The sequence below is a fragment of the Pseudomonas sp. A25(2017) genome (genome assembly GCF_002001065.1).
GTDB lineage: Bacteria > Pseudomonadota > Gammaproteobacteria > Pseudomonadales > Pseudomonadaceae > Aquipseudomonas > Aquipseudomonas kilonensis.
Genome location: NZ_MUOA01000042.1, coordinates 13,661 through 35,407, shown reverse-complemented (window position 1 = coordinate 35,407; position 21,747 = coordinate 13,661). Strand labels below are relative to the sequence as shown.

Below are 21,747 nucleotides of genomic sequence, written 5' to 3'. Positions count from 1 at the left end.
TTTATGAGTGAAGCGATCAAACAGCCTGTGAGCCCTGAAGGCATTATTCAGATGCAGGGCGTCAACAAGTGGTACGGCCAGTTCCACGTGTTGAAAGACATCAACCTGAACGTCAAGCAGGGCGAGCGTATCGTGCTGTGCGGCCCCTCGGGCTCCGGCAAGTCCACCACCATCCGCTGCCTCAACCGTCTGGAAGAGCACCAGCAGGGTCGCATCGTGGTCGACGGCGTGGAACTGACCAACGACCTCAAGCAGATCGAAGCGATCCGCCGTGAAGTCGGCATGGTGTTCCAGCATTTCAACCTGTTCCCGCACCTGACCATCCTGCAGAACTGCACCCTGGCGCCGATGTGGGTACGCAAGATGCCCAAGCGCAAGGCCGAGGAAATCGCCATGCATTACCTGGAGCGCGTACGCATTCCAGAGCAGGCGCACAAGTACCCGGGCCAGCTCTCCGGCGGTCAGCAACAGCGTGTGGCCATCGCCCGTGCCCTGTGCATGAAGCCGAAAATCATGCTGTTCGACGAGCCGACCTCGGCCCTCGACCCGGAAATGGTGAAAGAGGTGCTGGACACCATGATCGGTCTGGCCGAAGACGGCATGACCATGCTCTGCGTGACCCACGAAATGGGCTTCGCCCGCACCGTGGCCAACCGCGTGATCTTCATGGACAAGGGTGAAATCGTCGAACAGGCCGCGCCGAACGACTTCTTCGATAACCCGCAGAATGATCGTACCAAGCTGTTCCTGAGCCAGATCCTGCATTGATCCGGCCTTAGGCAGTGAAATAAGCCCGGACTTGTCCGGGTTTATTTTTTTCTGCTTCGGCTGCTCAGGAAGTCGTGAGGATTTCGTGCTCCTTGTGCACCGTCGTCTTGAATCCTCTCAAGTCCGCGCCTTCAGCCAGGGTTCGTGCATCTGCAAGCAAATGCGGGTAGCGATCAAGCAGGCGCATCAGCAGCATCAACGCTTTTGGTGGCAATACCTCACCGCGCTCATAGCGGGAAAACGCGTTGTGCCCGCCACCTGACAAAAACGAAACCGCTTCTTTTTGCGACAGATGCAGTTTGCGACGTATGCGTTTCATTTCTTCGCCAATCATTCTCCTGGCCGCGTTGACCAGCTCATCACCTGCGTGGTCGTAGCGATCCGAGCAGCTTGAATCGAGCTCGACTTCGCCGCACATCTGACATTCCCAGCCAGACAAGTCATCGACCCGGCGTTCCAGTCCCTTGACGCTCATGGTTTCGCCGCGACCTTCGAAATGCAACATGCCCTCCTGGGCACCACAGCTGAAGCACTGCTGATTTTTCATGAGTTTTTCTCCTTGAAGGAAATTACCGGTGGGCCTCCACTGGGGTGGCACGTTACCTTCAGGTAAATCTCCAGACCGTGTGAATGGGCGTGATAGACGTCATGCCAGACTCGATGATCGTCATAGGTGGTCATCGATTTGTAGAACTGTTTTCGCTCAAGCCCATGGATGAGCTGCTGCATGTCCGAGACGTTTAAACCGAGCGTCCGAGCAGTGTTCTTCGCAGTGCTGGTGAAAGCTTTCCCTTTAAGCCGCCTGACATCCGCCTGTATCGCCACCAAGGCGTAATGGGGTGTGTTCTTTTCCATGGAACGGTGTGCCTTGTCCTTAAAGTTACCCTTAAAGGGTAATATTGACTAATCGAAAATTTCGCTCCTTTTCCGTCCCATTGACCCTAGGCAATTGCCGTCCTACGCGAAGCTGACTAACATGTCAGAAAATTCATCCTATGATTGGATGAAAGGGTGGACTCTATGTCAGATATTTCTCCATTAATGAAACGCTCCCTGGTCGATCAGGCCTTGGAGCAATTGCGTCGGCGTATCAGTGACGGGGTATGGACCGTCGGCCAGCGCTTGCCCACCGAGCCGGAATTGGTGGCGGAGCTGGGGATCAGCCGCAACACCGTGCGCGAAGCCATGCGCGTGCTGGCGTTTTCTGGACTGATCGAGATCCGCCAGGGCGACGGCAGCTACGTGCGGGCGGTGGTCGATCCGCTGGATACCCTCAAGGTGCTGTCGCGCTGTTCGCTGGAACAGGCCCGGGAAACCCGGCACATCCTGGAAGTAGAGGCCATTGGCCTGGCGGCGCTGCGGCGCACCGCTGAAGATGTATTGGCCTTGCGCCAGGCGCTGAAAACCAGTGGCGAGCATTACCACGGCGACCTGGAGCACTACATCGCCTGCGACCTGGTGTTTCATCGCCTGTTGGTGGACGCCGCGCACAACCCTGCGCTGAGCGAACTCTATCGCTACTTTTCCAGCGTCATCGGCGCACAGTTGCGCCAGAGCCTCAACATCATTCCCCGCCATCAACATGTGTTCGACCTGCACGTCGAAATCCTCGAAGCCGTCGAACGCCAAGACCCGGAGCAGGCCAAGGCCCTGTGCCGGCAGTTGATCAATGAACCCTGAAGCAGAGCTTTCCATGTCCCGCGATCCGTTTGACCGCACCCCTTTGACGGCGCCCAAACGCGCCGCCGAACTCGAAGAATTGCTGATCGATGCCGAAGCCGATGACGAGCAGGCCCAGCAGCGCCCTCCGCTGGTGCGCCGGCCTTGGTTGTTGCTGCTCGGGCTGATCCTGGTGGCGCTGAACCTGCGTCCGGCGTTGTCGAGCATGGCGCCGTTGCTCAGCGAAGTATCAAGAAGCCTAGGCCTGTCGGCTGCCCAGGCCGGTTTGCTGACCACATTGCCTGTGCTTTGCCTGGGCCTGTTTGCGCCGCTGGCGCCGGTGCTGGCGCGGCGCTTCGGTGCTGAGCGCGTGGTGTTGGGGATCTTGCTGACACTGGCGGGCGCGATTGTGTTGCGCAGTGCGTTCGGTCAGGTCGGGCTATTTGTCGGCAGCATCCTGGCCGGCGCGAGTATCGGTGTGATCGGCGTGCTGTTGCCGGGCATTGTCAAGCGTGACTTCGCCAAACAGGCCGGCGCCATGACCGGCGTCTACACCATGGCTTTGTGCCTGGGCGCGGCGATGGCGGCCGGGGCGACGGTGCCGCTGAGCGAGCAGCTTGGCCACAGCTGGGCCCTGGGCCTGGGCTTCTGGGTGGTCCCGGCGCTGCTGGCGGCGGTGTTCTGGTTACCGCAAGTGGGCGAGAAACACGGTGCCCACCAAGTGGCGTACCGGGTCCGCGGCTTGCTGCGTGATCCACTGGCCTGGCAAGTGACCTTGTACATGGGGTTGCAATCGTCCCTGGCCTACATCGTCTTTGGCTGGCTGCCGTCGATCCTGATTGGACGCGGCCTGACGCCGACCCAGGCCGGGCTGGTGCTGTCCGGTTCGGTCATCGTGCAGTTGATCAGTTCCCTCGCGGCGCCCTGGTTGGCAACACGTGGCAAGGACCAACGCCTGGCCATCGTGATCGTCATGCTCATGGTCCTGGGCGGGTTGTTCGGTTGCCTCTACGCTTCGCTCGATGGCTTGTGGGGCTGGGCGATCTTGCTGGGCCTGGGGCAGGGCGGATCATTCAGCCTGGCGCTCACGCTGATCGTGCTGCGTTCGCGGGACGCCCACGTGGCCGCCAACCTGTCCAGCATGGCCCAGGGCTTCGGCTATACGCTGGCGTCGCTGGGGCCGTTCGCGGTGGGTGTGGTCCACGACTTGACCGGCGGCTGGAATGCCCTGGGCTGGATCTTCGGCCTGGTTGGCCTGGGGGCGATCATCGCCGGCATCGGCGCGGGCCGGGCGTTGTACGTCGGGGTCAGCAGCGAAAGGGTCACTGACCTTCGTTGATATCATTTTCATGGCGAATGACGATAGTCTTCCCGGTGGCGGCAGATTATCGTGCTGGCCTACTGAAACGTTTTTCGGAGCCTGTCCATGAGTGATGCCCACAACGCCTTGATCACCCGTTTCTATCAGGCCTTCCAGCGCCTGGATGCCGAAGCCATGAGCGCCTGCTACACCGACGACGTGCTGTTCAGCGACCCGGCGTTCGGCGAACTGCGCGGGCGCGATGCCGGTGACATGTGGAGCATGCTCACGACCCGGGCCAAGGACTTTTCCCTGACCTTCGATAACGTGCGCAGCGATGAGCGTACCGGTGGTGCTCATTGGGTGGCGACGTACCTGTTCAGCCAGACCGGCAACATCGTGATCAATGACATTCAGGCGCGCTTCGTTTTTCGCGATGGCAAGATCTGCGAGCACCATGACAGTTTCGACCTGTGGCGCTGGTCCCGCCAGGCGCTGGGCACCAAGGGCCTGTTGCTGGGCTGGACGCCGCTGGTGCGCAACGCCGTCAGGGCCCAGGCCATCAAGGGCTTGCGGGCGTTCCAGGCCAGTCGCTGATAAGATCGCGGCTTGTCTTTGCCGATCTGTTGAACATCTTGTGACGACTGCTGCCCCCTCTCCCGATCTGCCTGCACAAGGCCCCACCGAAGCGGACAAACCCTGGTTCGTCTATCTGGTGCGGGCCGCCAACGGCTCGCTGTACTGCGGCATCAGTGATGACCCGGTGCGGCGCTTTGCCAAGCATCAAAGCGGCAAGGGCGCGCGCTTCTTCCTTTCCAGCCCGGCAGTGGCCCTGGTGTATACCGAGGCTTGTCGCGACAAGGGCGAGGCCCTGCGCCAGGAGCGGCTGATCAAAAAACTCAAGAAAAGCGCCAAGGAATGCCTGGTGGCCAGTGCGCTGTCGCTTCATCAGCCGGGCTGATAGGCCTCTATCAGGCCGGTAGGCTGACCCGCTCAGGCGCGCTAAGCTGCAAGACATCATTCCTGCAGTGGCTAATCTCATGTCAGAGCTGATCCTTCATCATTACCCAACGTCTCCTTTCGCGGAAAAAGCCCGGCTGTTGCTGGGTTTCAAGGGGCTGTCCTGGCGTTCGGTGAGCATCCCGCCGATGATGCCCAAGCCTGACCTGACGGCACTGACGGGCGGCTATCGCAAGACCCCGGTATTGCAGATCGGCGCGGATATCTATTGCGATACGTCGCTGATGGCCCGCCGGCTGGAGCAGGAAAAAGCCTCGCCGGCCCTGTTCCCCGAAGGCCGGGAAATGCTGGCCGCGTCCTTTGCCGCCTGGGCCGATTCGGTGGTGTTCCAGCATGCGGTGAGCCTGGTGTTCCAGCCTGAATCGGTGGCGGTGCGGTTCGCCAAGCTATCGCCCGAAGCGATCAAGGCGTTCATCAGCGATCGTGCCGGGCTGTTCAGTGGCGGCACGACTACGCGTTTGGCTGCCGAGCAGGCCAAGCACCAATGGCCAACGATCATGGCCCGGCTGGAGCAACAGTTGCAGCGCGAGGAGGGTGATTTCCTGTTGGGTGATCCGTCGATTGCCGACTTCGCCATGGCCCATCCGCTGTGGTTCCTCAAGGGCACTCCGGTGACCTCGTCGCTGGTGGATGCGTATCCGGCTGTCTCGGCCTGGTTGGCGCGGGTGTTGGGTTTCGGCCATGGTGCGCCGAACGGGATGAGTTCCGAAGAAGCCTTGGAGGTTGCCCGCAACGCTACACCGGCAGCGCTGCCGGATGAGGCATTCGATGAGCCGAACGGGTTCACGGCAGGGCAGCAGGTGACCATCGCCGCGACCGACTATGGCGTCGATCCGGTGGCCGGGGAGTTGGTGTTTGCCGGGAGCGAAGAATTGATTCTGCGTCGCGAAGACGCGCGGGGCGGGGTGGTGCATGTGCACTTTCCGCGGTTTGGCTTCCGGATCGAGGCTCGATGAACAACGAATGACCTTGTGGGAGCGAGCTTGGTGGGAGCAAGGCTTGCCCGCGATGAACGCGCCGCGGTCTCTTGAGTACCGCAGCGCCTGGATCGCGAGCAAGCTTTGCTCCCACAAAGCTCGCGATGAGGCCCTCAAATCTATATCGCGGACAGCACCCTATCGAACTCGCACTCTGCCGAGCATCAGTTGCGGCGCTTGAGCTGATCAGTCAGCGAAGTCGGCAACCCCTTGATGATCAGCGTCCCAGCCTCTTCGTCATACTCGATCTTGGAACCCAGCAAGTGCGCTTCGAAGCTGATGGACAAGCCCTCGGCGCGGCCGGTGAAGCGGCGGAACTGGTTGAGGGTGCGTTTATCCGCCGGGATTTCCGGCGACAACCCGTAGTCCTTGTTGCGGATGTGATCGTAGAAGGCTTTCGGGCGATCCTCGTCGATCAGCTCGGACAGTTCTTCCAGGCCCATCGGCTCGCCGAGCTTGGCCTGGCTGCTGGCGTAGTCGACCAGGGTCTTGGTTTTCTCCCGGGCATCGTCTTCCGGCAGGTCTTCACTTTCGACGAAGTCACTGAAGGCCTTGAGCAGGGTGCGGGTCTCACCGGGGCCGTCGACACCTTCCTGGCAGCCGATGAAGTCACGGAAATATTCCGAGACCTTCTTGCCGTTCTTGCCCTTGATGAACGAGATGTACTGCTTCGATTGCTTGTTGTTCTGCCATTCCGACACGTTGATCCGCGCCGCCAGGTGCAACTGGCCCAGGTCCAGGTGGCGGGACGGGGTCACGTCGAGCTCATCGGTCACCGCCACGCCTTCGCTGTGGTGCAGCAGGGCGATGGCCAGGTAGTCGGTCATGCCTTGCTGGTAATGCGCGAACAGCACGTGGCCACCCACCGACAGGTTGGACTCTTCCATCAGCTTTTGCAGGTGTTCCACCGCCACGCGACTGAAGGCGGTGAAGTCCTTGCCGCCGTCCAGGTACTCCTTCAGCCAGCCGCTGAACGGATGCGCCCCGGACTCGGCATGGAAAAAGCCCCAGGCTTTGCCTTGCTTGGCGTTATAGCTCTCGTTGAGGTCGGCGAGCATGTTCTCGATGGCCGAGGACTCTGCCAGTTCGGAGTCGCGGGCATGGAGCACAGCAGGGGTGCCGTCGGGTTTTTTGTCGATCAGGTGGACGATGCAATGACGGATCGGCATGGATTTCTCGGCTGTGGAAAGAGAGGAGGGCGTGCTCCCCGAAAAAGGGCCCAGTGTACCGCAATCACTGGTTTTGGAACCCGGCAAAGGCCCTTTCAGACCCGTCCGACACCCTATATGCATTTTTTTAACGTTTTAGCGCAAGAAAGCTGACCAAATGGGTAGCTAGAGGCGGATATTTCAGAGGCGTTGTGCTAGTTTTGCCCGGTCTTACGCGAAGTCACTGCGTTAAGCGTGCATTCAGCATCTGTCAGGTCGAACCAAACCCGGTTTTCGGCATCTATTACCCCGATCCGTCGCGGTGATTGCCGAGGGTGCCTGATCAAGAGAGATCGGGCTCGATGGCTGACACTGCACTCTGCAATCCATATGAATTTGATAGGGAAGGAACACTACATGGCTCTTACTAAAGACCAACTGATCGGCGATTTGTCTGAAGCTGTAGACGCACCAAAAGCTACTGTGCGTGCTCTGCTGGACCAACTGGGCCAAATCGTGGCTGATCAGCTGGAAAATGGCGGCGAAATCACTCTGCCAGGTGTTGGCAAGCTGAAAGTCTCCGAGCGTCCTGCCCGTACCGGCCGTAACCCTTCGACTGGCGCTGCCATCGAAATCGCTGCCAAGAAAGTGATCAAGCTGGTTGTGGCCAAAGGCCTGACCGACGCGGTCAACAAGTAAGACCGCAGTAAAAAAAACCGTGCCTCGGAGCGATCCGGGCACGGTTTTTTGTTGCCTTGGAAACCACCTGTAGGAGCTGCCGAGTGAAGCGAGGCTGCGATCTTTCCCCTGGCAGTTGAATCTCAAGTGAAAGATCAAAAGATCGCAGCCTCGCTTCGCTCGGCAGCTCCTACAGTAGAGCAGCGTCTTTCTAATCCTTGCGAACCCAACGCGACTGGCGCCAGGCTTGTTGCTGCGCTTCGGTCTGGAAGGTCCAGGCCACGAAACGACTCTGCTTCTGGCCCTGGGACATCTCCACCACCTGGCTGTGCAGCGCCCCGGCCTTTTTCAGTGCGGTTTGAATCGCCGGCAGGTTCGACGCCTTCGACACCAGGGTGCTGAACCACAGCACTTGCCCGGCCAACTGCGCGCTCTCGCCGATCAGTTGCGTCACGAACCGGGCTTCCCCGCCCTCGCACCACAACTCCGCAGCCTGACCGCCAAAATTCAGCACCGGCAGCTTGCGCTTCGGATCGGCCTTGCCCAATGCCCGCCACTTGCGCTGGCTGCCCTTGGTCGCTTCCTCCAGGGAGGCGTGGAACGGCGGGTTGCACATCGTCAGGTCGAACCGTTCGCCATCCTCCAACAGGCCCAGGAGGATCTGCTTGCGGTTGGCTTGCTGGCGCAACTGGATGGCTTTGTTCAAGCCATTGGACTGGACGATGGCCTTGGCCGAGGCGATGGCCGTCGGGTCGATCTCCGAACCGAGGAAGTGCCAGCGGTAGTCGCTGTGGCCGATCAACGGATAGACGCAATTGGCGCCGGTGCCGATGTCCAGCACCTTGACCGCCGCCCCGCGGGGGATTTCACCTTCGTTGTGGCTGGCGAGCAAATCGGCGAGAAAGTGCACATAGTCCGCCCGACCCGGCACCGGCGGGCACAGGTAGTCGGCCGGGATATCCCAGTGGGCGATGCCATAGAAAGCTTTGAGCAACGCCCGGTTGAACACCCGCACGGCGTCGGGGCTGGCAAAGTCGATGCTTTCCTTGCCGTAGGGGTTGATGATCACGAACTTGGCCAGTTCCGGCGTGCTTTTGATCAACGCCGGGAAATCATAGCGACCCTGGTGGCGGTTGCGCGGATGCAGGCTGGCCTTCTCACGCGGTGCCACGGCTTTGGCCTCGGTGGCGGGCTTGGGCTTCTGGCGGGCTGGTTTGGGTGTGCGGGGGGCGGTCATGGGCGGGTCGATTCGGGGATGGCTCAAAAAGTGGCGGGCATTGTCCCACATCCAGCCCGGTCTTGATGGTAGCGCGGACCAAATTGTGGGAGCGAGCTTGCTCGCGATGACGGCGACACATCCAATGTTGATGCAAGCTGACCCGCCGCTATCGCGAGCAAGCTCGCTCCCACAGGGGGGGCGATACCTGGAAGGAAAGTGACAGGCATAAAAAAGGAGGTCCAATAGGACCTCCCTTTTCATTGCGAACTGCCCGTTACAGGCTGGAGATCCGCCCATGCTGCTCGGCCAGCTTGCCCAAGGCCTGTTCAGCCTCGGCCAGTTTGGCCCGTTCCTTCTCGATGACTTCGGCCGGCGCTTTGTCGACGAAGCCGGCGTTGGACAGCTTGCCGCCGACCCGCTGCACTTCGCCTTTGAGGCGCAGGATTTCCTTGTCCAGGCGCGCCAGTTCCGCGGCCTTGTCGATCAGACCGGCCATCGGCACCAGCACTTCCATCTCGCCAACCAGGGCGGTGGCCGACAGTGGTGCTTCTTCGCCGGCTGCCAGGACCGTCACCGATTCAAGCTTCGCCAGCTTCTTGAGCAGCGCCTCGTTTTCGTTGAGGCGGCGCAGGTCTTCGGCGCTGGCGTTCTTCAGGAACAAGGCCAGTGGCTTGCCCGGGCCGATGTTCATTTCGGCACGGATATTACGCAGGCCGAGCATGAAGGTCTTGAGCCACTCGATGTCGTCTTCGGCCGCTGGATCGATGCGGGTCTCGTTGGCCACCGGCCACGGTTGCAGCATGATCGTCTTGCCTTGGGCGCCTGCCAGCGGTGCGACGCGCTGCCAGATTTCCTCGGTGATAAACGGCATGAACGGATGCGCCAGGCGCAGGGCCACTTCCAGCACGCGCACCAAGGTGCGACGGGTGCCGCGCTGGCGTTCGACCGGTGCGTTTTCGTCCCACAGCACAGGCTTGGACAGCTCCAGGTACCAGTCGCAATACTGGTTCCAGATGAACTCGTACAAGGCTTGCGCGGCCAGGTCGAAACGGAACTGGTCCAACTGGCGGGTCACTTCGGCTTCGGTGCGTTGCAGCTGCGAAATGATCCAGCGATCGGCCAGGGTCAGCTCAAAGGCTTCGCCGTTCTGGCCGCAGTCTTCGCCTTTGTCCAGCACGTAGCGCGCGGCGTTCCAGATCTTGTTGCAGAAGTTGCGATAGCCTTCGACGCGGCCCATGTCGAACTTGATGTCGCGACCGGTGGACGCCAGCGAGCAGAAGGTGAAACGCAGGGCGTCGGTGCCGTAGCTGGCGATGCCTTCGGCGAATTCTTCGCGGGTGGCTTTCTCGATCTTCTTCGCCAGTTTCGGCTGCATCAGGCCGGAGGTGCGTTTCTGCACCAGGGTTTCCAGGTCGATGCCATCGATGATGTCCAGCGGGTCGAGGACGTTGCCCTTGGACTTGGACATCTTCTGGCCCTGGCCGTCGCGCACCAGGCCGTGGACGTAGACGGTCTTGAACGGCACTTGCGGCGTGCCGTCCTCGTTCTTCACCAGGTGCATGGTCAACATGATCATCCGGGCGACCCAGAAGAAAATGATGTCGAAGCCGGTGACCAGCACGTCGGTGGAGTGGAATTTCTTCAGGAACTCGGTCTGCTGCGGCCAGCCCAGGGTGGAGAAGGTCCACAGGCCCGAGCTGAACCAGGTGTCGAGGACGTCGTTGTCCTGTTGCAGCGCCACGTCCGGGCCGAGGTTGTGCTTGGCGCGGACTTCGGCTTCATCGCGGCCGACATAGACCTTGCCCGACTCGTCGTACCAGGCCGGGATGCGATGGCCCCACCACAGTTGACGGCTGATGCACCAATCCTGGATGTCGCGCATCCACGAGAAGTACATGTTTTCGTATTGCTTGGGCACGAACTGGATGCGGCCGTCTTCCACGGCGGCAATCGCAGGCTCGGCCAGCGGCTTGGTGGACACGTACCACTGGTCGGTCAACCACGGCTCGATGATGGTACCGGAGCGGTCGCCTTTCGGGACTTTCAGGGCGTGATCGTCGACGCTGACCAACAGGCCGGCGGCATCGAATGCCGCGACAATCTGCTTGCGTGCTTCGAAGCGGTCCAGGCCGGCGTATTCGGCCGGGATCTGGCCGTCGACGCTTTCGTTCAGCGTGCCGTCGAGGTTGAATGCCTGGGCTGCCGGCAATACGTTGGCGTTCTTGTCGAAGATGTTCAGCAGCGGCAGGTTGTGGCGCTTGCCGACTTCGTAGTCGTTGAAATCGTGGGCCGGGGTGATTTTCACGCAGCCGGTGCCGAATTCAGGGTCGCAGTAGTCGTCGCCGATGATCGGGATGCGACGGCCAACCAGCGGCAGTTCAACAAACTTGCCGATCAGCGCCTGGTAGCGTTCATCGTTCGGGTTCACCGCCACGGCGGAGTCGCCCAGCATGGTTTCCGGGCGCGTGGTGGCGACGATCAGGTAATCCTTGCCTTCGGCGGTCTTGGCGCCGTCGGCCAGCGGGTACTTCAGGTTCCACAGGAAACCTTTCTCGTCGTGGTTCTCCACTTCGAGGTCGGAAATGGCCGTGTGCAACTTGGTGTCCCAGTTGACCAGGCGCTTGCCGCGATAGATCAGCCCGTCTTCATGCAGGCGCACGAAGGCTTCCTTCACCGCTTCCGAGAGACCGTCGTCCATGGTGAAGCGCTCGCGGCTCCAGTCCACGGACGAGCCGAGGCGACGGATCTGGCGGCTGATGTTGCCACCGGACTCGTCTTTCCATTCCCAGACTTTCTCGAGGAATTTTTCGCGACCCAGGTCATGGCGATTCTGGCCCTGGGCTTCGAGGCGGCGCTCCACCAGCATCTGCGTGGCGATACCGGCGTGGTCGGTGCCCGGCTGCCACAAGGTGTTGCGACCTTGCATGCGCCGGAAACGGATCAGTGCGTCCATGATCGCGTTGTTGAAACCGTGGCCCATGTGCAGGCTGCCGGTGACGTTCGGCGGCGGGATCATGATGGTGTAGGAATCGCCCGCGCCTTGCGGAGCGAAATAATTCTCGGACTCCCAGGTGTTGTACCAGGAAGTTTCAATGGCGTGCGGCTGGTAGGTCTTATCCATGCGCGGCGGGACCCTATTGGCATTTATTCAGGAAAAGCCGGGAAGTATAGCGGGCGGGGCTGGTGCAAGCCACATGCAGCAAGCTGAATGCAGGTACAGTTGAACCCTGTGGGAGCGAGCCTGCTCGCGATGAGGCCATCACATTCAACATCCATGTTGATTGACAGACCGCTATCGCGAGCAGGCTCGCTCCCACAGGATGTTCACCATGAGGGAGGGGACGCTATTCGTACTGGCTGAGCAACCGCTCCATCCGCGCATCCAGCCGACGCTTGATCTCGGTCTCGATGTGCGGGGCGAAGTCGTCGATGACGTCTTGCATGATCAACTGCGCGGCAGCGCGCAATTCGCGGTCCAGGTGCAGCAGGGCGTCGGGGCCCTTGGTTTCGGTCTTGGCAGCCGGCTTGGGTTCCGGCTGGCCGTTGATCGGGTCGAACAGCAGGGGGATCTGTTCGTCATGCACCGGCTCGTGCACGACCGTGTCGGTCAGCAGCGGCGGTTGCAGGTTGTCGTCGCCGAGCAGTTGGCGGATCGACTCGAGGTCATCCAGCAGGTGCGCAGGTTTTTGTGGCGGTTTTGGAGTGTCCATCGTAGGGCTCAGAGTCGCTGTAAACGGTGGTCTTGCAGAGGATAGCCCTGTTCGCGGTAGAAACGGAAACTCTCCCGCGCGGCTTGTCGGATGGCCGGGTCTTCCACCACCACTTCCGCCACACGGGCGAAGCGCTGGGCAAAGGCCGGTACTTTCAGGTCGAGGTTGACCAGCAGGTCCTGGTGCTGGCCGCAGTCATCCCCCAGCCCCAGCACGATCAACCCTTCGGGTTCGTTTTCGGCCGGGCCGTGGGGCACGAAGCTCTCGCCCTTGAAAGCCCACAGGCGTGCGTCCAGGTCCTCGCGCTGGGCGGCATCGCTGCAATGCAGGTAGATGCGGTGCCCCATGCGCCAGGCCTTTTCAACGAGCTTGCAGGCGAAATCCAGCCGCGCCGACGGATCGGCGCTGGGCAGGATATAGAAATCGACTTTGGTCATTGCGGTTCCTGAGCCGCCGATGACGCCGCCCGAGGGCGACGCCAGCGGCGGTCATTGGTGTCAGGCCTTGGCGCGGTCCAGCAGGTACTGGGTCAGCAGGGGCACCGGACGACCGGTGGCACCCTTGTCCTTGCCGCCGCTGGTCCACGCCGTGCCGGCGATGTCCAGGTGCGCCCAGTTCAGGTTCTTGGTAAAGCGCGACAGGAAGCAGGCCGCGGTGATGGTCCCGGCTTTCGGGCCGCCGATGTTGGCGATGTCGGCGAACGGGCTGTCCAGTTGCTCCTGGTACTCGTCGAACAGTGGCAACTGCCAGGCGCGGTCGTCGGCCTGTTGGCCGGCGCTGAGCAGTTGGCCGATCAGTTCGTCGTTGTTGCCCAGCAGGCCCGAGGTGTGGGAACCGAGGGCGACGATGCAGGCGCCGGTCAGGGTCGCGATGTCGATCACCGCTTGCGGCTTGAAGCGCTCGGAGTAGGTGAGGGCGTCACACAGCACCAGGCGGCCTTCGGCGTCGGTGTTGAGGATTTCCACGGTCTGGCCGCTCATGGTGGTGACGATGTCGCCCGGACGCGAGGCCGTGCCGCTGGGCATGTTCTCGGCGCAGGCCAGGATGCACACCAGGTTGATCGGCAGTTGCAGTTCGAGCACGGCACGCAGGGTGCCGAACACGCTCGCGGCGCCGCCCATGTCGTACTTCATCTCATCCATGCCAGCGCCCGGCTTGAGGCTGATGCCGCCGGTGTCGAAGGTGATGCCCTTGCCGACCAGTGCGTACGGCTTCTCGGATTTCTTGCCGCCGTTGTATTGCATCACGATCAGGCGCGGCGGCTGGGCGCTGCCCTGGCCGACGGAGTAGAACGAACCCATGCCCAGGTCCTTGATCTTCTTCTCGTCGAAGACTTCGACCTTCAGGCCCTTGAATTCCTTGCCCAGTGCCTTGGCTTGTTCGCCGAGGAACGTCGGGTGGCAGATGTTCGGCGGCAGGTTGCCCAGGTCGCGGGTGAACGCCATGCCGTTGGCAATCGCGGTGGCGTGGGTCACGGCACGCTGGACTTCAGCCTGGGCGGCCTTGATGGTCAGCACGGTGATTTTTTTCAGGGCGCGGGGTTCGGCTTTCTGGCTCTTGAACTGGTCGAACTGGTATTCGCCGTCCACCAGGGTTTCGGCCAGCAGGCGGTTCTTGCCGTAGCTGTCGCGGCCCTTGATCACCAGCTCGTCCAACGCCAGGGCGGCCTCAGCGCCGCCAAGGCCCTTGAGTGTGCCCAGCACGCCGGCAATGATTTTACGGAACGGACGATCGCCCAGTTCAGCGTCTTTGCCCACGCCCACCAGCAGCACGCGCTCGGCCTTGAGGTTGGGCAGGCTGTGCAGCAACAGGCTCTGGCCGACCTTGCCGGCCAGGTCACCGCGCTTGAGCACGGCGCTGATGGCGCCGCCGCTCAGGGTGTCGAGCTGGGTGGCGACCACGCCGAGCTTGCGGTTTTCACCGACGGCGACTACCAGTGTGGCGGTTTTCAACGTTTCTGGGCTGACGCTTTTTACAACCAGTTCCATGTCCGGATCCCTGAGTCAATGGTCAAGAGGCCAGGCGCCGAGACAGTGGCGCGCTGAGCAGCTGTCTTCTATATAAGAGAAGCGCCGGGACTAGCCGGCGACAAGGGCCGCAGTTTGAACCCCGGCGGCCGAGCCTGACAACCCTGGGAGCCGTTAACTTTTGACTGTGGAGCCTCTGCTTAAAGCGTGCGCAGTGACAGGCGCCTCCAATCACAGGATAATGCGGCTCTTTTTTTGGCGGCTCGCGGCATGAGCTGGCTCGATACGTTTCTTGTTTGGCCGCCTTAGCCTGACAATCCTGGAGTGTCTGGTTTGATCGTCTTCCGTTATTTATCCCGCGAAGTCCTGCTGACCCTGAGCGCGGTCAGCGCTGTGCTGCTGGTCATCATCATGAGCGGGCGCTTCATCAAATACCTTGCCCAGGCAGCCTCCGGTGCCCTGGACCCGGGCTCGCTGTTCCTGATCATGGGGTTCCGCCTGCCGGGCTTCTTGCAATTGATCCTGCCGCTGGGGTTGTTCCTCGGCATCCTGCTGGCCTACGGGCGCTTGTACCTGGACAGCGAAATGACCGTGCTGTCGGCCACCGGCATGAGCCAGCAGCGCCTGTTTCGCATGACGCTGTTCCCGGCCACGTTGGTGGCGCTGGTGGTGGCCTGGCTGAGCCTGAGCCTGGCCCCCCAGGGCGCCAACCAGTTTCAACTGCTGATCAACCAGCAGGACGCCATGACCGAGTTCGACACCCTGGTGCCGGGGCGTTTCCAGGCCCTGCGCGACGGTACGCGCGTGACCTACACCGAACAGCTCTCGGAGGACCGGGTCGACCTGGGCGGTGTCTTCATTACACAAAAGAACCTGTCTTCGGATACCAAGAAAGACCGTGGCATTTCCGTGCTGGTGGCCGAGAAGGGCCGGCAGGAAATCAACCCCGACGGCAACCGCTACCTGATCCTGGAAAACGGCTATCGCTATGACGGCAAGCCGGGGCAGGCCGATTACCGGGCCATCAAGTACGACACCTATGGCGTGTTGTTGCCCAAGCCCGAGGTCAGCGACGAAGTCACCGACCGCGACGCGATGTCCACCGCCAGCCTGCTGGGCAACAAAGACATCCGTGCCCGTACCGAGCTGCAATGGCGCCTGTCCTTGCCGCTGCTGGTGTTCATCGTGACCCTTATGGCGGTCCCGCTGTCGCGGGTCAATCCGCGCCAGGGGCGTTTCCTCAAGCTGCTGCCGGCGATTCTTCTCTATATGGCTTACCTGACCATCCTGATTTCCGCCCGCGGTGCGTTGGAGAAAGGCAAGATCCCGCCAGCCCTGGGCTTGTGGTGGGTGCACTCGATCTTCCTGGCCATCGGCCTGGGGTTGCTCTACTGGGAGCCGCTACGCCTGAAGCTGGCCAGTCGCCGCAGCGCGCTGGAGGTGGCCCGTGGTTAAGCTCGATCGCTACATCGGCAGCAGTGTGTTCATGGCGATCCTTGCAGTGCTGGGGATCATTCTTGGCCTGGCGACCCTGTTCGCCTTCATCGATGAAATGGGCGACGTCAGTGACACCTATACCTTGGTGGACGTGGCGAGCTACGTGCTGCTGACGGCGCCACGGCGCTTGTATGACATGCTGCCGATGGCCGCGCTGATTGGTTGCCTGATCGGCCTGGGCAGCCTGGCCAGCAACAGTGAACTGACCATCATGCGCGCCGCCGGCGTGTCCATTGGTCGGATCGTCTGGGCGGTGATGAAGCCGATGCTGGTGTTGATGCTGGTGGGTGTGTTGGTTGGCGAATACATCGCCCCGGCCACCGAGAATACTGCCCAGGCCAACCGTTCCCTGGCCCAGGGCGGCGGTGATGCGCAAAGCGCCAAGCACGGCCTGTGGCACCGCCAGGGCGACGAGTTCATCCACATCAACTCGGTCCAGCCCAACGGCATTCTGTATGGCGTGACCCGCTATCGCTTCGACGAGCAGCGACACATGCTGTCGTCGAGCTTCGCTAAGCGCGCCAAATTCGCCGAGGATCACTGGCAACTGAATGATGTCACCACCACCGTGTTCCATGACAAGCGCACCGAGGTGGTCGCCGCCCCGCAGGAGCGTTGGGATGTGTCGATCAGCCCGCAGTTGCTCAGTACCGTGGTGATGGCACCTGAATCCCTGTCGATTACCGGCTTGTGGAGTTATATCCACTACCTGGCGGACCAGGGCCTGAATAACGGCCGCTACTGGTTGGCTTTTTGGGTCAAGGTGTTGCAACCGTTGGTCACTGCCGCCCTGGTACTGATGGCGATCTCCTTCATCTTTGGCCCGCTGCGTTCGGTGACCCTCGGCCAGCGGGTGTTTACCGGCGTGCTGGTGGGCTTCACTTTCCGTATCGCCCAGGACCTGCTGGGGCCGTCGAGCCTGGTGTTCGGCTTCTCGCCGCTGTTTGCGGTGCTGGTGCCGGCCGGTGTCTGCGCGTTGGCCGGGCTCTGGCTGTTGCGTCGGGCCGGTTGATTGCTCGTGTAGCGAGAGGGCTGTGGGAGCAAGCTGTGGGAGCAAGGCTTGCCCGCGATGAAGGCCCTGTGGTCTTTCATAGAGCGAGGTGACTGTTTCGCGAGCAAGCTTTGCTCCCACTTGCGCGGTGTATCAGGTACAATTCCCGGCTATTTTTCGGCGGGCTATGCCTGCAGCCTTTTTGAGTGTTGATCCGTGAGTGATTTGAGTCATATCCGCAATTTCTCCATCATCGCCCACATTGACCATGGCAAGTCGACGCTGGCCGATCGCTTCATCCAGATGTGCGGCGGCCTGGCCGAGCGCGAAATGGAAGCCCAGGTCCTGGACTCCATGGACCTGGAGCGTGAGCGCGGGATCACCATCAAGGCCCACAGCGTTACCCTCTACTACAAGGCCCGCGACGGCATCACCTATCAGCTGAACTTCATCGATACCCCGGGCCACGTAGACTTCACCTATGAAGTCAGCCGGTCGTTGGCGGCCTGTGAAGGTGCATTGCTGGTGGTCGATGCTGGCCAGGGCGTCGAGGCCCAGTCGGTTGCCAACTGCTACACGGCCATCGAGCAGGGCCTGGAAGTCATGCCGGTACTGAACAAGATCGACCTGCCCCAGGCCGATCCGGACCGCGTGAAGGAAGAAATCGAGAAAATCATCGGCATCGATGCCACCGACGCGGTCACCTGCAGCGCCAAGACCGGCCTGGGCGTGGACGAAGTGCTCGAGCGCCTGGTGCATACCATTCCCGCGCCGACCGGCAACATCGAAGATCCGCTGCAGGCGTTGATCATCGACTCCTGGTTCGACAACTACCTGGGCGTGGTCTCCCTGGTTCGCGTGCGCCATGGCCGCGTGAAGAAGGGCGACAAGATCCTGGTCAAGTCCACCGGCAAGATCCACCTGGTGGACAGCGTCGGTGTATTCAACCCGAAACACACTGCCACCGTAGACCTGAAGGCCGGTGAAGTGGGCTTCATCATCGCCGGCATCAAGGACATCCATGGGGCGCCGGTCGGCGACACCCTGACCTTGAGCACCACCCCCGACGTCGATGTGCTGCCAGGTTTCAAACGCATCCAGCCGCAGGTCTATGCCGGCCTTTTCCCGGTCAGCTCCGACGACTTCGAGGATTTCCGCGAAGCCCTGCAAAAGCTGACCCTGAACGACTCGTCCCTGCAATACACCCCGGAAAGCTCCGACGCCCTGGGCTTCGGCTTCCGTTGCGGGTTCCTGGGCATGTTGCACATGGAAATCATCCAGGAGCGCCTGGAGCGCGAGTACGACCTGGACCTGATCACCACGGCGCCGACGGTTATTTTCGAGCTGTTGCTCAAGAGCGGCGAAACCATCTACGTCGACAACCCGTCCAAGCTGCCGGACCTGTCGGCCATCGAGGACATGCGCGAGCCGATCGTGCGGGCCAACATCCTTGTGCCTCAGGAGCACCTGGGTAACGTCATTACCCTGTGCATCGAGAAGCGCGGCGTGCAGCACGACATGCTGTTCCTTGGCACGCAGGTCCAGGTGACCTACGACCTGCCGATGAACGAAGTGGTGCTGGACTTCTTCGACCGCCTCAAATCCACCAGTCGCGGCTATGCATCGCTGGACTATCATTTCGATCGTTACCAATCGGCTAATCTGGTGAAGCTGGATGTGCTGATCAACGGTGAGAAAGTCGATGCCCTGGCCTTGATCGTGCACCGTGACAACGCGCACTACAAAGGTCGTGCATTGACCGAGAAGATGAAGGAACTGATTCCGCGGCAGATGTTCGATGTGGCAATCCAGGCCGCCATTGGCGGGCAGATTGTGGCGCGTACAACCGTCAAGGCGCTCAGAAAGAACGTATTGGCCAAATGCTACGGTGGCGACGTCAGCCGTAAGCGCAAGCTGTTGGAAAAGCAGAAGGCCGGTAAAAAACGCATGAAGCAGGTCGGTAACGTGGAAATTCCACAGGAAGCCTTCCTTGCGGTGCTCAGGTTGGATAGTTAGGTCCTATGTCGCTAAATTTCCCGCTGTTGCTGGTTATCGCCGTGTTTGTCTGCGGCCTGTTGGCGTTGCTTGATCTGTTGTTCCTGGCGCCTCGGCGCCGGGCGGCCATCGCCTCTTATCAGGGCAGCGTCAGCCAGCCTGATGGTGTGGTGGTCGAAAAGCTCAACAAGGAACCGCTGCTGGTCGAATACGGCAAGTCGTTCTTTCCGGTGCTGTTCATCGTGCTGGTGTTGCGCTCGTTCCTGGTGGAGCCGTTCCAGATCCCGTCCGGCTCGATGAAGCCGACCCTGGACGTGGGCGATTTCATCCTGGTGAACAAGTTCTCCTACGGGATTCGCCTGCCGGTGATCGACAAGAAAGTCATCGAAGTCGGTGATCCGCAACGCGGCGATGTCATGGTGTTCCGCTTCCCGAGCGACCCGAACGTCAACTACATCAAGCGTGTTGTCGGCCTGCCGGGCGACACGGTCCGCTACACTGCCGACAAGCGCCTGTTCGTCAATGGCGAGTCGGTGGCCGAACAGTTGCTTGGCTCCGAGCCGGGTACACTGGGCAGTGCCGAGCTCTACCAGGAAAAACTCGGCGAGGCCGAACACCTGATTCGCAAGGAAATGAGTCGCTACCGCGCAACGCCGGACCGTTCATGGACCGTGCCGGCGGGGCACTATTTCATGATGGGCGACAACCGCGACAACTCCAACGACAGCCGTTACTGGGATGATCCGAACATTCCCAAGAACCTGCTGGGCATGGTCCCGGACCGGAACATCGTCGGCAAGGCCTTTGCGGTCTGGATGAGCTGGCCGGAACCCAAACTCAGTCACCTGCCGAATTTCTCGCGGGTTGGCCTGATCAAGTAATCCCACACGGCGCTGTTGAACACAGCGCCGAATGCTTTTCTGGAGCCTGCGCAAGGTTGCCCGAAGGCATGAAGCCAACGATAGTCAGGACGTATTTTTGAACACAGCGTTAATTGTCCCAAGCCAACGGCGCCTTGCCGCCGTGGCGGTGGAATCCAGCCACGAACTCAGCGTGGGTAAACCGTGAGCGTTTCTCTAAGCCGTCTCGAGCGTCAGCTCGGTTACACCTTCAAGGACCAGGACCTGATGCTCCTGGCCCTCACTCACCGCAGTTTTGCCGGGCGCAATAACGAACGCCTGGAATTCCTCGGTGATGCCATCCTCAACTTCGTGGCCGGCGAGGCGCTGTTCGAGCGTTTCCCGCTGGCCCGCGAAGGCCAGTTGTCGCGTTTGCGCGCACGATTGGTAAAAGGTGAGACCCTGGCCGTATTGGCCCGTGGTTTCGACCTGGGCGACTATCTGCGCCTGGGCTCCGGTGAGTTGAAAAGCGGCGGTTTCCGTCGCGAGTCGATCCTGGCCGATGCCCTGGAAGCGTTGATTGGCGCGATCTACCTGGATGCGGGCATGGAAATGGCGCGCGAACGCGTGCTGGCCTGGCTGACCTCCGAGATCGACAGCCTCACGCTGGTGGACACCAACAAGGACCCCAAGACCCGTTTGCAGGAATTCCTGCAATCACGCAGTTGCGAGTTGCCGCGCTACGAAGTCGTGGATATCCAGGGTGAGCCGCATTGCCGTACCTTCTTCGTTGAATGCGAAGTTGTCCTATTGAACGAAAAAAGCCGGGGTCAGGGTGTGAGTCGTCGTATTGCCGAACAGGTAGCGGCCGCCGCAGCACTGATTGCCCTGGGTGTGGAGAATGGCAATGACTGATACAACCGTCACCCGCTGCGGCTACGTCGCCATTGTCGGTCGGCCGAACGTGGGCAAGTCCACGTTGCTGAACCACATCCTGGGCCAGAAGCTGGCGATCACCTCGCGCAAGCCCCAGACCACCCGCCACAACATGCTGGGCATCAAGACCGAAGGCGCCGTGCAGGCGATCTACGTCGACACCCCTGGCATGCACAAGGGCGGCGAAAAGGCCCTGAACCGCTACATGAACAAGACCGCCTCGGCGGCGTTGAAAGACGTCGACGTGGTGATCTTCGTGGTTGACCGCACCAAGTGGACCGAAGAAGACCAGATGGTCCTCGAGCGCGTCCAGTACGTGACCGGTCCCTTGATCGTGGCGCTGAACAAGACCGATCGCATCGAAGACAAGGCTGAACTGATGCCGCACCTGACCTGGTTGCAGGAACAGTTGCCGAACGCCCAGATCATCCCGATCTCTGCCCAGCACGGCCATAACCTCGACGCGCTGGAGCGGGTGATTGCCGAACATCTGCCGGAAAACGATCATTTCTTCCCCGAAGACCAGATCACCGACCGCAGCAGCCGTTTCCTCGCCGCCGAGCTGGTGCGCGAGAAAATCATGCGCCAGATGGGTGCCGAGCTGCCGTACCAGATCACGGTCGAGATCGAAGAGTTCAAGCAGCAGGGCAAGACCCTGCACATCCATGCGTTGATCCTCGTCGAACGTGACGGCCAGAAGAAAATCATCATTGGCGACAAGGGCGAGCGCATCAAGCGCATCGGCACCGAGGCGCGCAAGGACATGGAGCTGCTGTTCGACTCCAAGATCATGCTCAACCTGTGGGTCAAGGTGAAGGGCGGCTGGTCCGACGACGAGCGGGCGTTGCGTTCGTTGGGTTACGGCGACCTGTAATCGTTTACTTGAGTGCATGAATTCCACTGTGGGAGCGAGCCTGCTCGCGATAGCGGTCTGTCAGTCAACATCCCTGTTGAATATCAGTCCCTCATCGCGAGCAGGCTCGCTCCCACAGTGGTTTGTGGTTGTCAGTAAAATTGCATTACTCATTGAGAACTCTGATTCC

The 21,747-nt window shown here is 61.0% G+C and carries 21 protein-coding genes; 13 read left to right on the top strand and 8 right to left on the bottom strand.

Annotated features, from left to right (window positions below; genetic code table 11):
* Positions 1-3 precede the first annotated feature (3 nt).
* Positions 4-768, top strand: coding sequence for an amino acid ABC transporter ATP-binding protein (locus B0E42_RS04010; protein WP_003178331.1), 765 nt, complete (start codon positions 4-6; stop codon positions 766-768).
* A gap of 64 nt (positions 769-832) precedes the next feature.
* Here B0E42_RS04010 and B0E42_RS04005 read toward each other — a convergent pair whose 3' ends face one another.
* Both B0E42_RS04005 and B0E42_RS04000 read right to left on the bottom strand, forming a co-directional pair.
* Positions 833-1,315 (bottom strand): type II TA system antitoxin MqsA family protein, encoded by a 483-nt coding sequence (locus B0E42_RS04005; protein WP_018606187.1) that lies wholly within the window; start codon positions 1,313-1,315, stop codon positions 833-835.
* Positions 1,312-1,623, bottom strand: a complete 312-nt coding sequence (locus B0E42_RS04000) for a type II toxin-antitoxin system MqsR family toxin (protein WP_053189801.1) — start codon at positions 1,621-1,623, stop codon at positions 1,312-1,314. Before B0E42_RS04000 ends, B0E42_RS04005 begins: the two co-directional genes overlap by 4 nt.
* Positions 1,624-1,788: 165 nt before the next feature.
* Here B0E42_RS04000 and B0E42_RS03995 point away from each other — a divergent pair, with 165 nt between their 5' ends.
* From B0E42_RS03995 to B0E42_RS03975, 5 genes are all read left to right on the top strand, one after another.
* Positions 1,789-2,448, top strand: a complete 660-nt coding sequence (locus B0E42_RS03995) for a FadR/GntR family transcriptional regulator (protein WP_077505770.1) — start codon at positions 1,789-1,791, stop codon at positions 2,446-2,448.
* Positions 2,438-3,766, top strand: coding sequence for a CynX/NimT family MFS transporter (locus tag B0E42_RS03990; RefSeq protein ID WP_077505768.1), 1,329 nt, complete (start codon positions 2,438-2,440; stop codon positions 3,764-3,766). Before B0E42_RS03995 ends, B0E42_RS03990 begins: the two co-directional genes overlap by 11 nt.
* An 87-nt stretch (positions 3,767-3,853) precedes the next feature.
* The gene (locus tag B0E42_RS03985; protein ID WP_077505766.1) at positions 3,854-4,324 is read left to right on the top strand and encodes a nuclear transport factor 2 family protein; all 471 of its coding nucleotides are present in this window, start codon (positions 3,854-3,856) and stop codon (positions 4,322-4,324) included.
* A gap of 40 nt (positions 4,325-4,364) precedes the next feature.
* Positions 4,365-4,688 carry a GIY-YIG nuclease family protein gene (locus B0E42_RS03980; protein WP_024617623.1) on the top strand — a complete coding sequence of 108 codons (324 nt, stop codon included), beginning with the start codon at positions 4,365-4,367 and terminating at the stop codon, positions 4,686-4,688.
* Positions 4,689-4,767: 79 nt separating this feature from the next.
* Entirely contained in the window at positions 4,768-5,703 is a 936-nt protein-coding gene (locus tag B0E42_RS03975) for a glutathione S-transferase family protein (protein ID WP_077505764.1), read from the top strand.
* Between the two features lie 185 nt (positions 5,704-5,888).
* On the opposite strand, the gene yejK is transcribed toward B0E42_RS03975, so the two are convergent.
* Entirely contained in the window at positions 5,889-6,893 is a 1,005-nt protein-coding gene (yejK, locus tag B0E42_RS03970; RefSeq protein ID WP_018606199.1) for a nucleoid-associated protein YejK, read from the bottom strand.
* 396 nt (positions 6,894-7,289) lie between these two features.
* Between yejK and B0E42_RS03965 the strand changes: the two genes are divergently transcribed.
* Complete coding sequence (locus B0E42_RS03965) at positions 7,290-7,571, top strand: HU family DNA-binding protein (RefSeq protein ID WP_018606201.1); 282 nt, start codon at positions 7,290-7,292, stop codon at positions 7,569-7,571.
* Between the two features lie 190 nt (positions 7,572-7,761).
* Here the strand turns inward: B0E42_RS03965 and rlmF are convergent, their stop codons facing one another.
* From rlmF to B0E42_RS03940, 5 genes are all read right to left on the bottom strand, one after another.
* Positions 7,762-8,787 (bottom strand): 23S rRNA (adenine(1618)-N(6))-methyltransferase RlmF, encoded by a 1,026-nt coding sequence (gene rlmF / locus B0E42_RS03960; RefSeq protein WP_033062610.1) that lies wholly within the window; start codon positions 8,785-8,787, stop codon positions 7,762-7,764.
* A gap of 256 nt (positions 8,788-9,043) precedes the next feature.
* Positions 9,044-11,890, bottom strand: coding sequence for a valine--tRNA ligase (locus B0E42_RS03955; protein WP_077505762.1), 2,847 nt, complete (start codon positions 11,888-11,890; stop codon positions 9,044-9,046).
* A gap of 223 nt (positions 11,891-12,113) precedes the next feature.
* Positions 12,114-12,479, bottom strand: a complete 366-nt coding sequence (locus B0E42_RS03950) for a hypothetical protein (RefSeq protein WP_018606209.1) — start codon at positions 12,477-12,479, stop codon at positions 12,114-12,116.
* Between the two features lie 8 nt (positions 12,480-12,487).
* Entirely contained in the window at positions 12,488-12,916 is a 429-nt protein-coding gene (locus B0E42_RS03945; RefSeq protein WP_014340012.1) for a DNA polymerase III subunit chi, read from the bottom strand.
* 60 nt (positions 12,917-12,976) lie between these two features.
* Positions 12,977-14,467: a leucyl aminopeptidase gene (locus tag B0E42_RS03940; protein WP_018606212.1), complete on the bottom strand. Its 1,491-nt coding sequence runs from the start codon at positions 14,465-14,467 to the stop codon at positions 12,977-12,979.
* Positions 14,468-14,779: 312 nt separating this feature from the next.
* On the opposite strand from B0E42_RS03940, the gene lptF reads away from it, so the two are divergent.
* From lptF to era, 6 genes are all read left to right on the top strand, one after another.
* Complete coding sequence (gene lptF, locus B0E42_RS03935) at positions 14,780-15,901, top strand: LPS export ABC transporter permease LptF (protein ID WP_024617628.1); 1,122 nt, start codon at positions 14,780-14,782, stop codon at positions 15,899-15,901.
* Positions 15,894-16,955 (top strand): LPS export ABC transporter permease LptG, encoded by a 1,062-nt coding sequence (gene lptG, locus B0E42_RS03930; RefSeq protein WP_053181647.1) that lies wholly within the window; start codon positions 15,894-15,896, stop codon positions 16,953-16,955. The genes lptF and lptG overlap by 8 nt, the downstream gene beginning before the upstream one ends.
* A gap of 195 nt (positions 16,956-17,150) precedes the next feature.
* Positions 17,151-18,950: a translation elongation factor 4 gene (lepA, locus tag B0E42_RS03925; protein WP_018606217.1), complete on the top strand. Its 1,800-nt coding sequence runs from the start codon at positions 17,151-17,153 to the stop codon at positions 18,948-18,950.
* 5 nt (positions 18,951-18,955) lie between these two features.
* Positions 18,956-19,810, top strand: a complete 855-nt coding sequence (gene lepB / locus B0E42_RS03920) for a signal peptidase I (RefSeq protein WP_018606219.1) — start codon at positions 18,956-18,958, stop codon at positions 19,808-19,810.
* Between the two features lie 183 nt (positions 19,811-19,993).
* Complete coding sequence (rnc, locus tag B0E42_RS03915; protein ID WP_003205268.1) at positions 19,994-20,683, top strand: ribonuclease III; 690 nt, start codon at positions 19,994-19,996, stop codon at positions 20,681-20,683.
* The gene (gene era / locus B0E42_RS03910) at positions 20,676-21,578 is read left to right on the top strand and encodes a GTPase Era (RefSeq protein ID WP_003205264.1); all 903 of its coding nucleotides are present in this window, start codon (positions 20,676-20,678) and stop codon (positions 21,576-21,578) included. The genes rnc and era overlap by 8 nt, the downstream gene beginning before the upstream one ends.
* Positions 21,579-21,747: the final 169 nt, after the last annotated feature.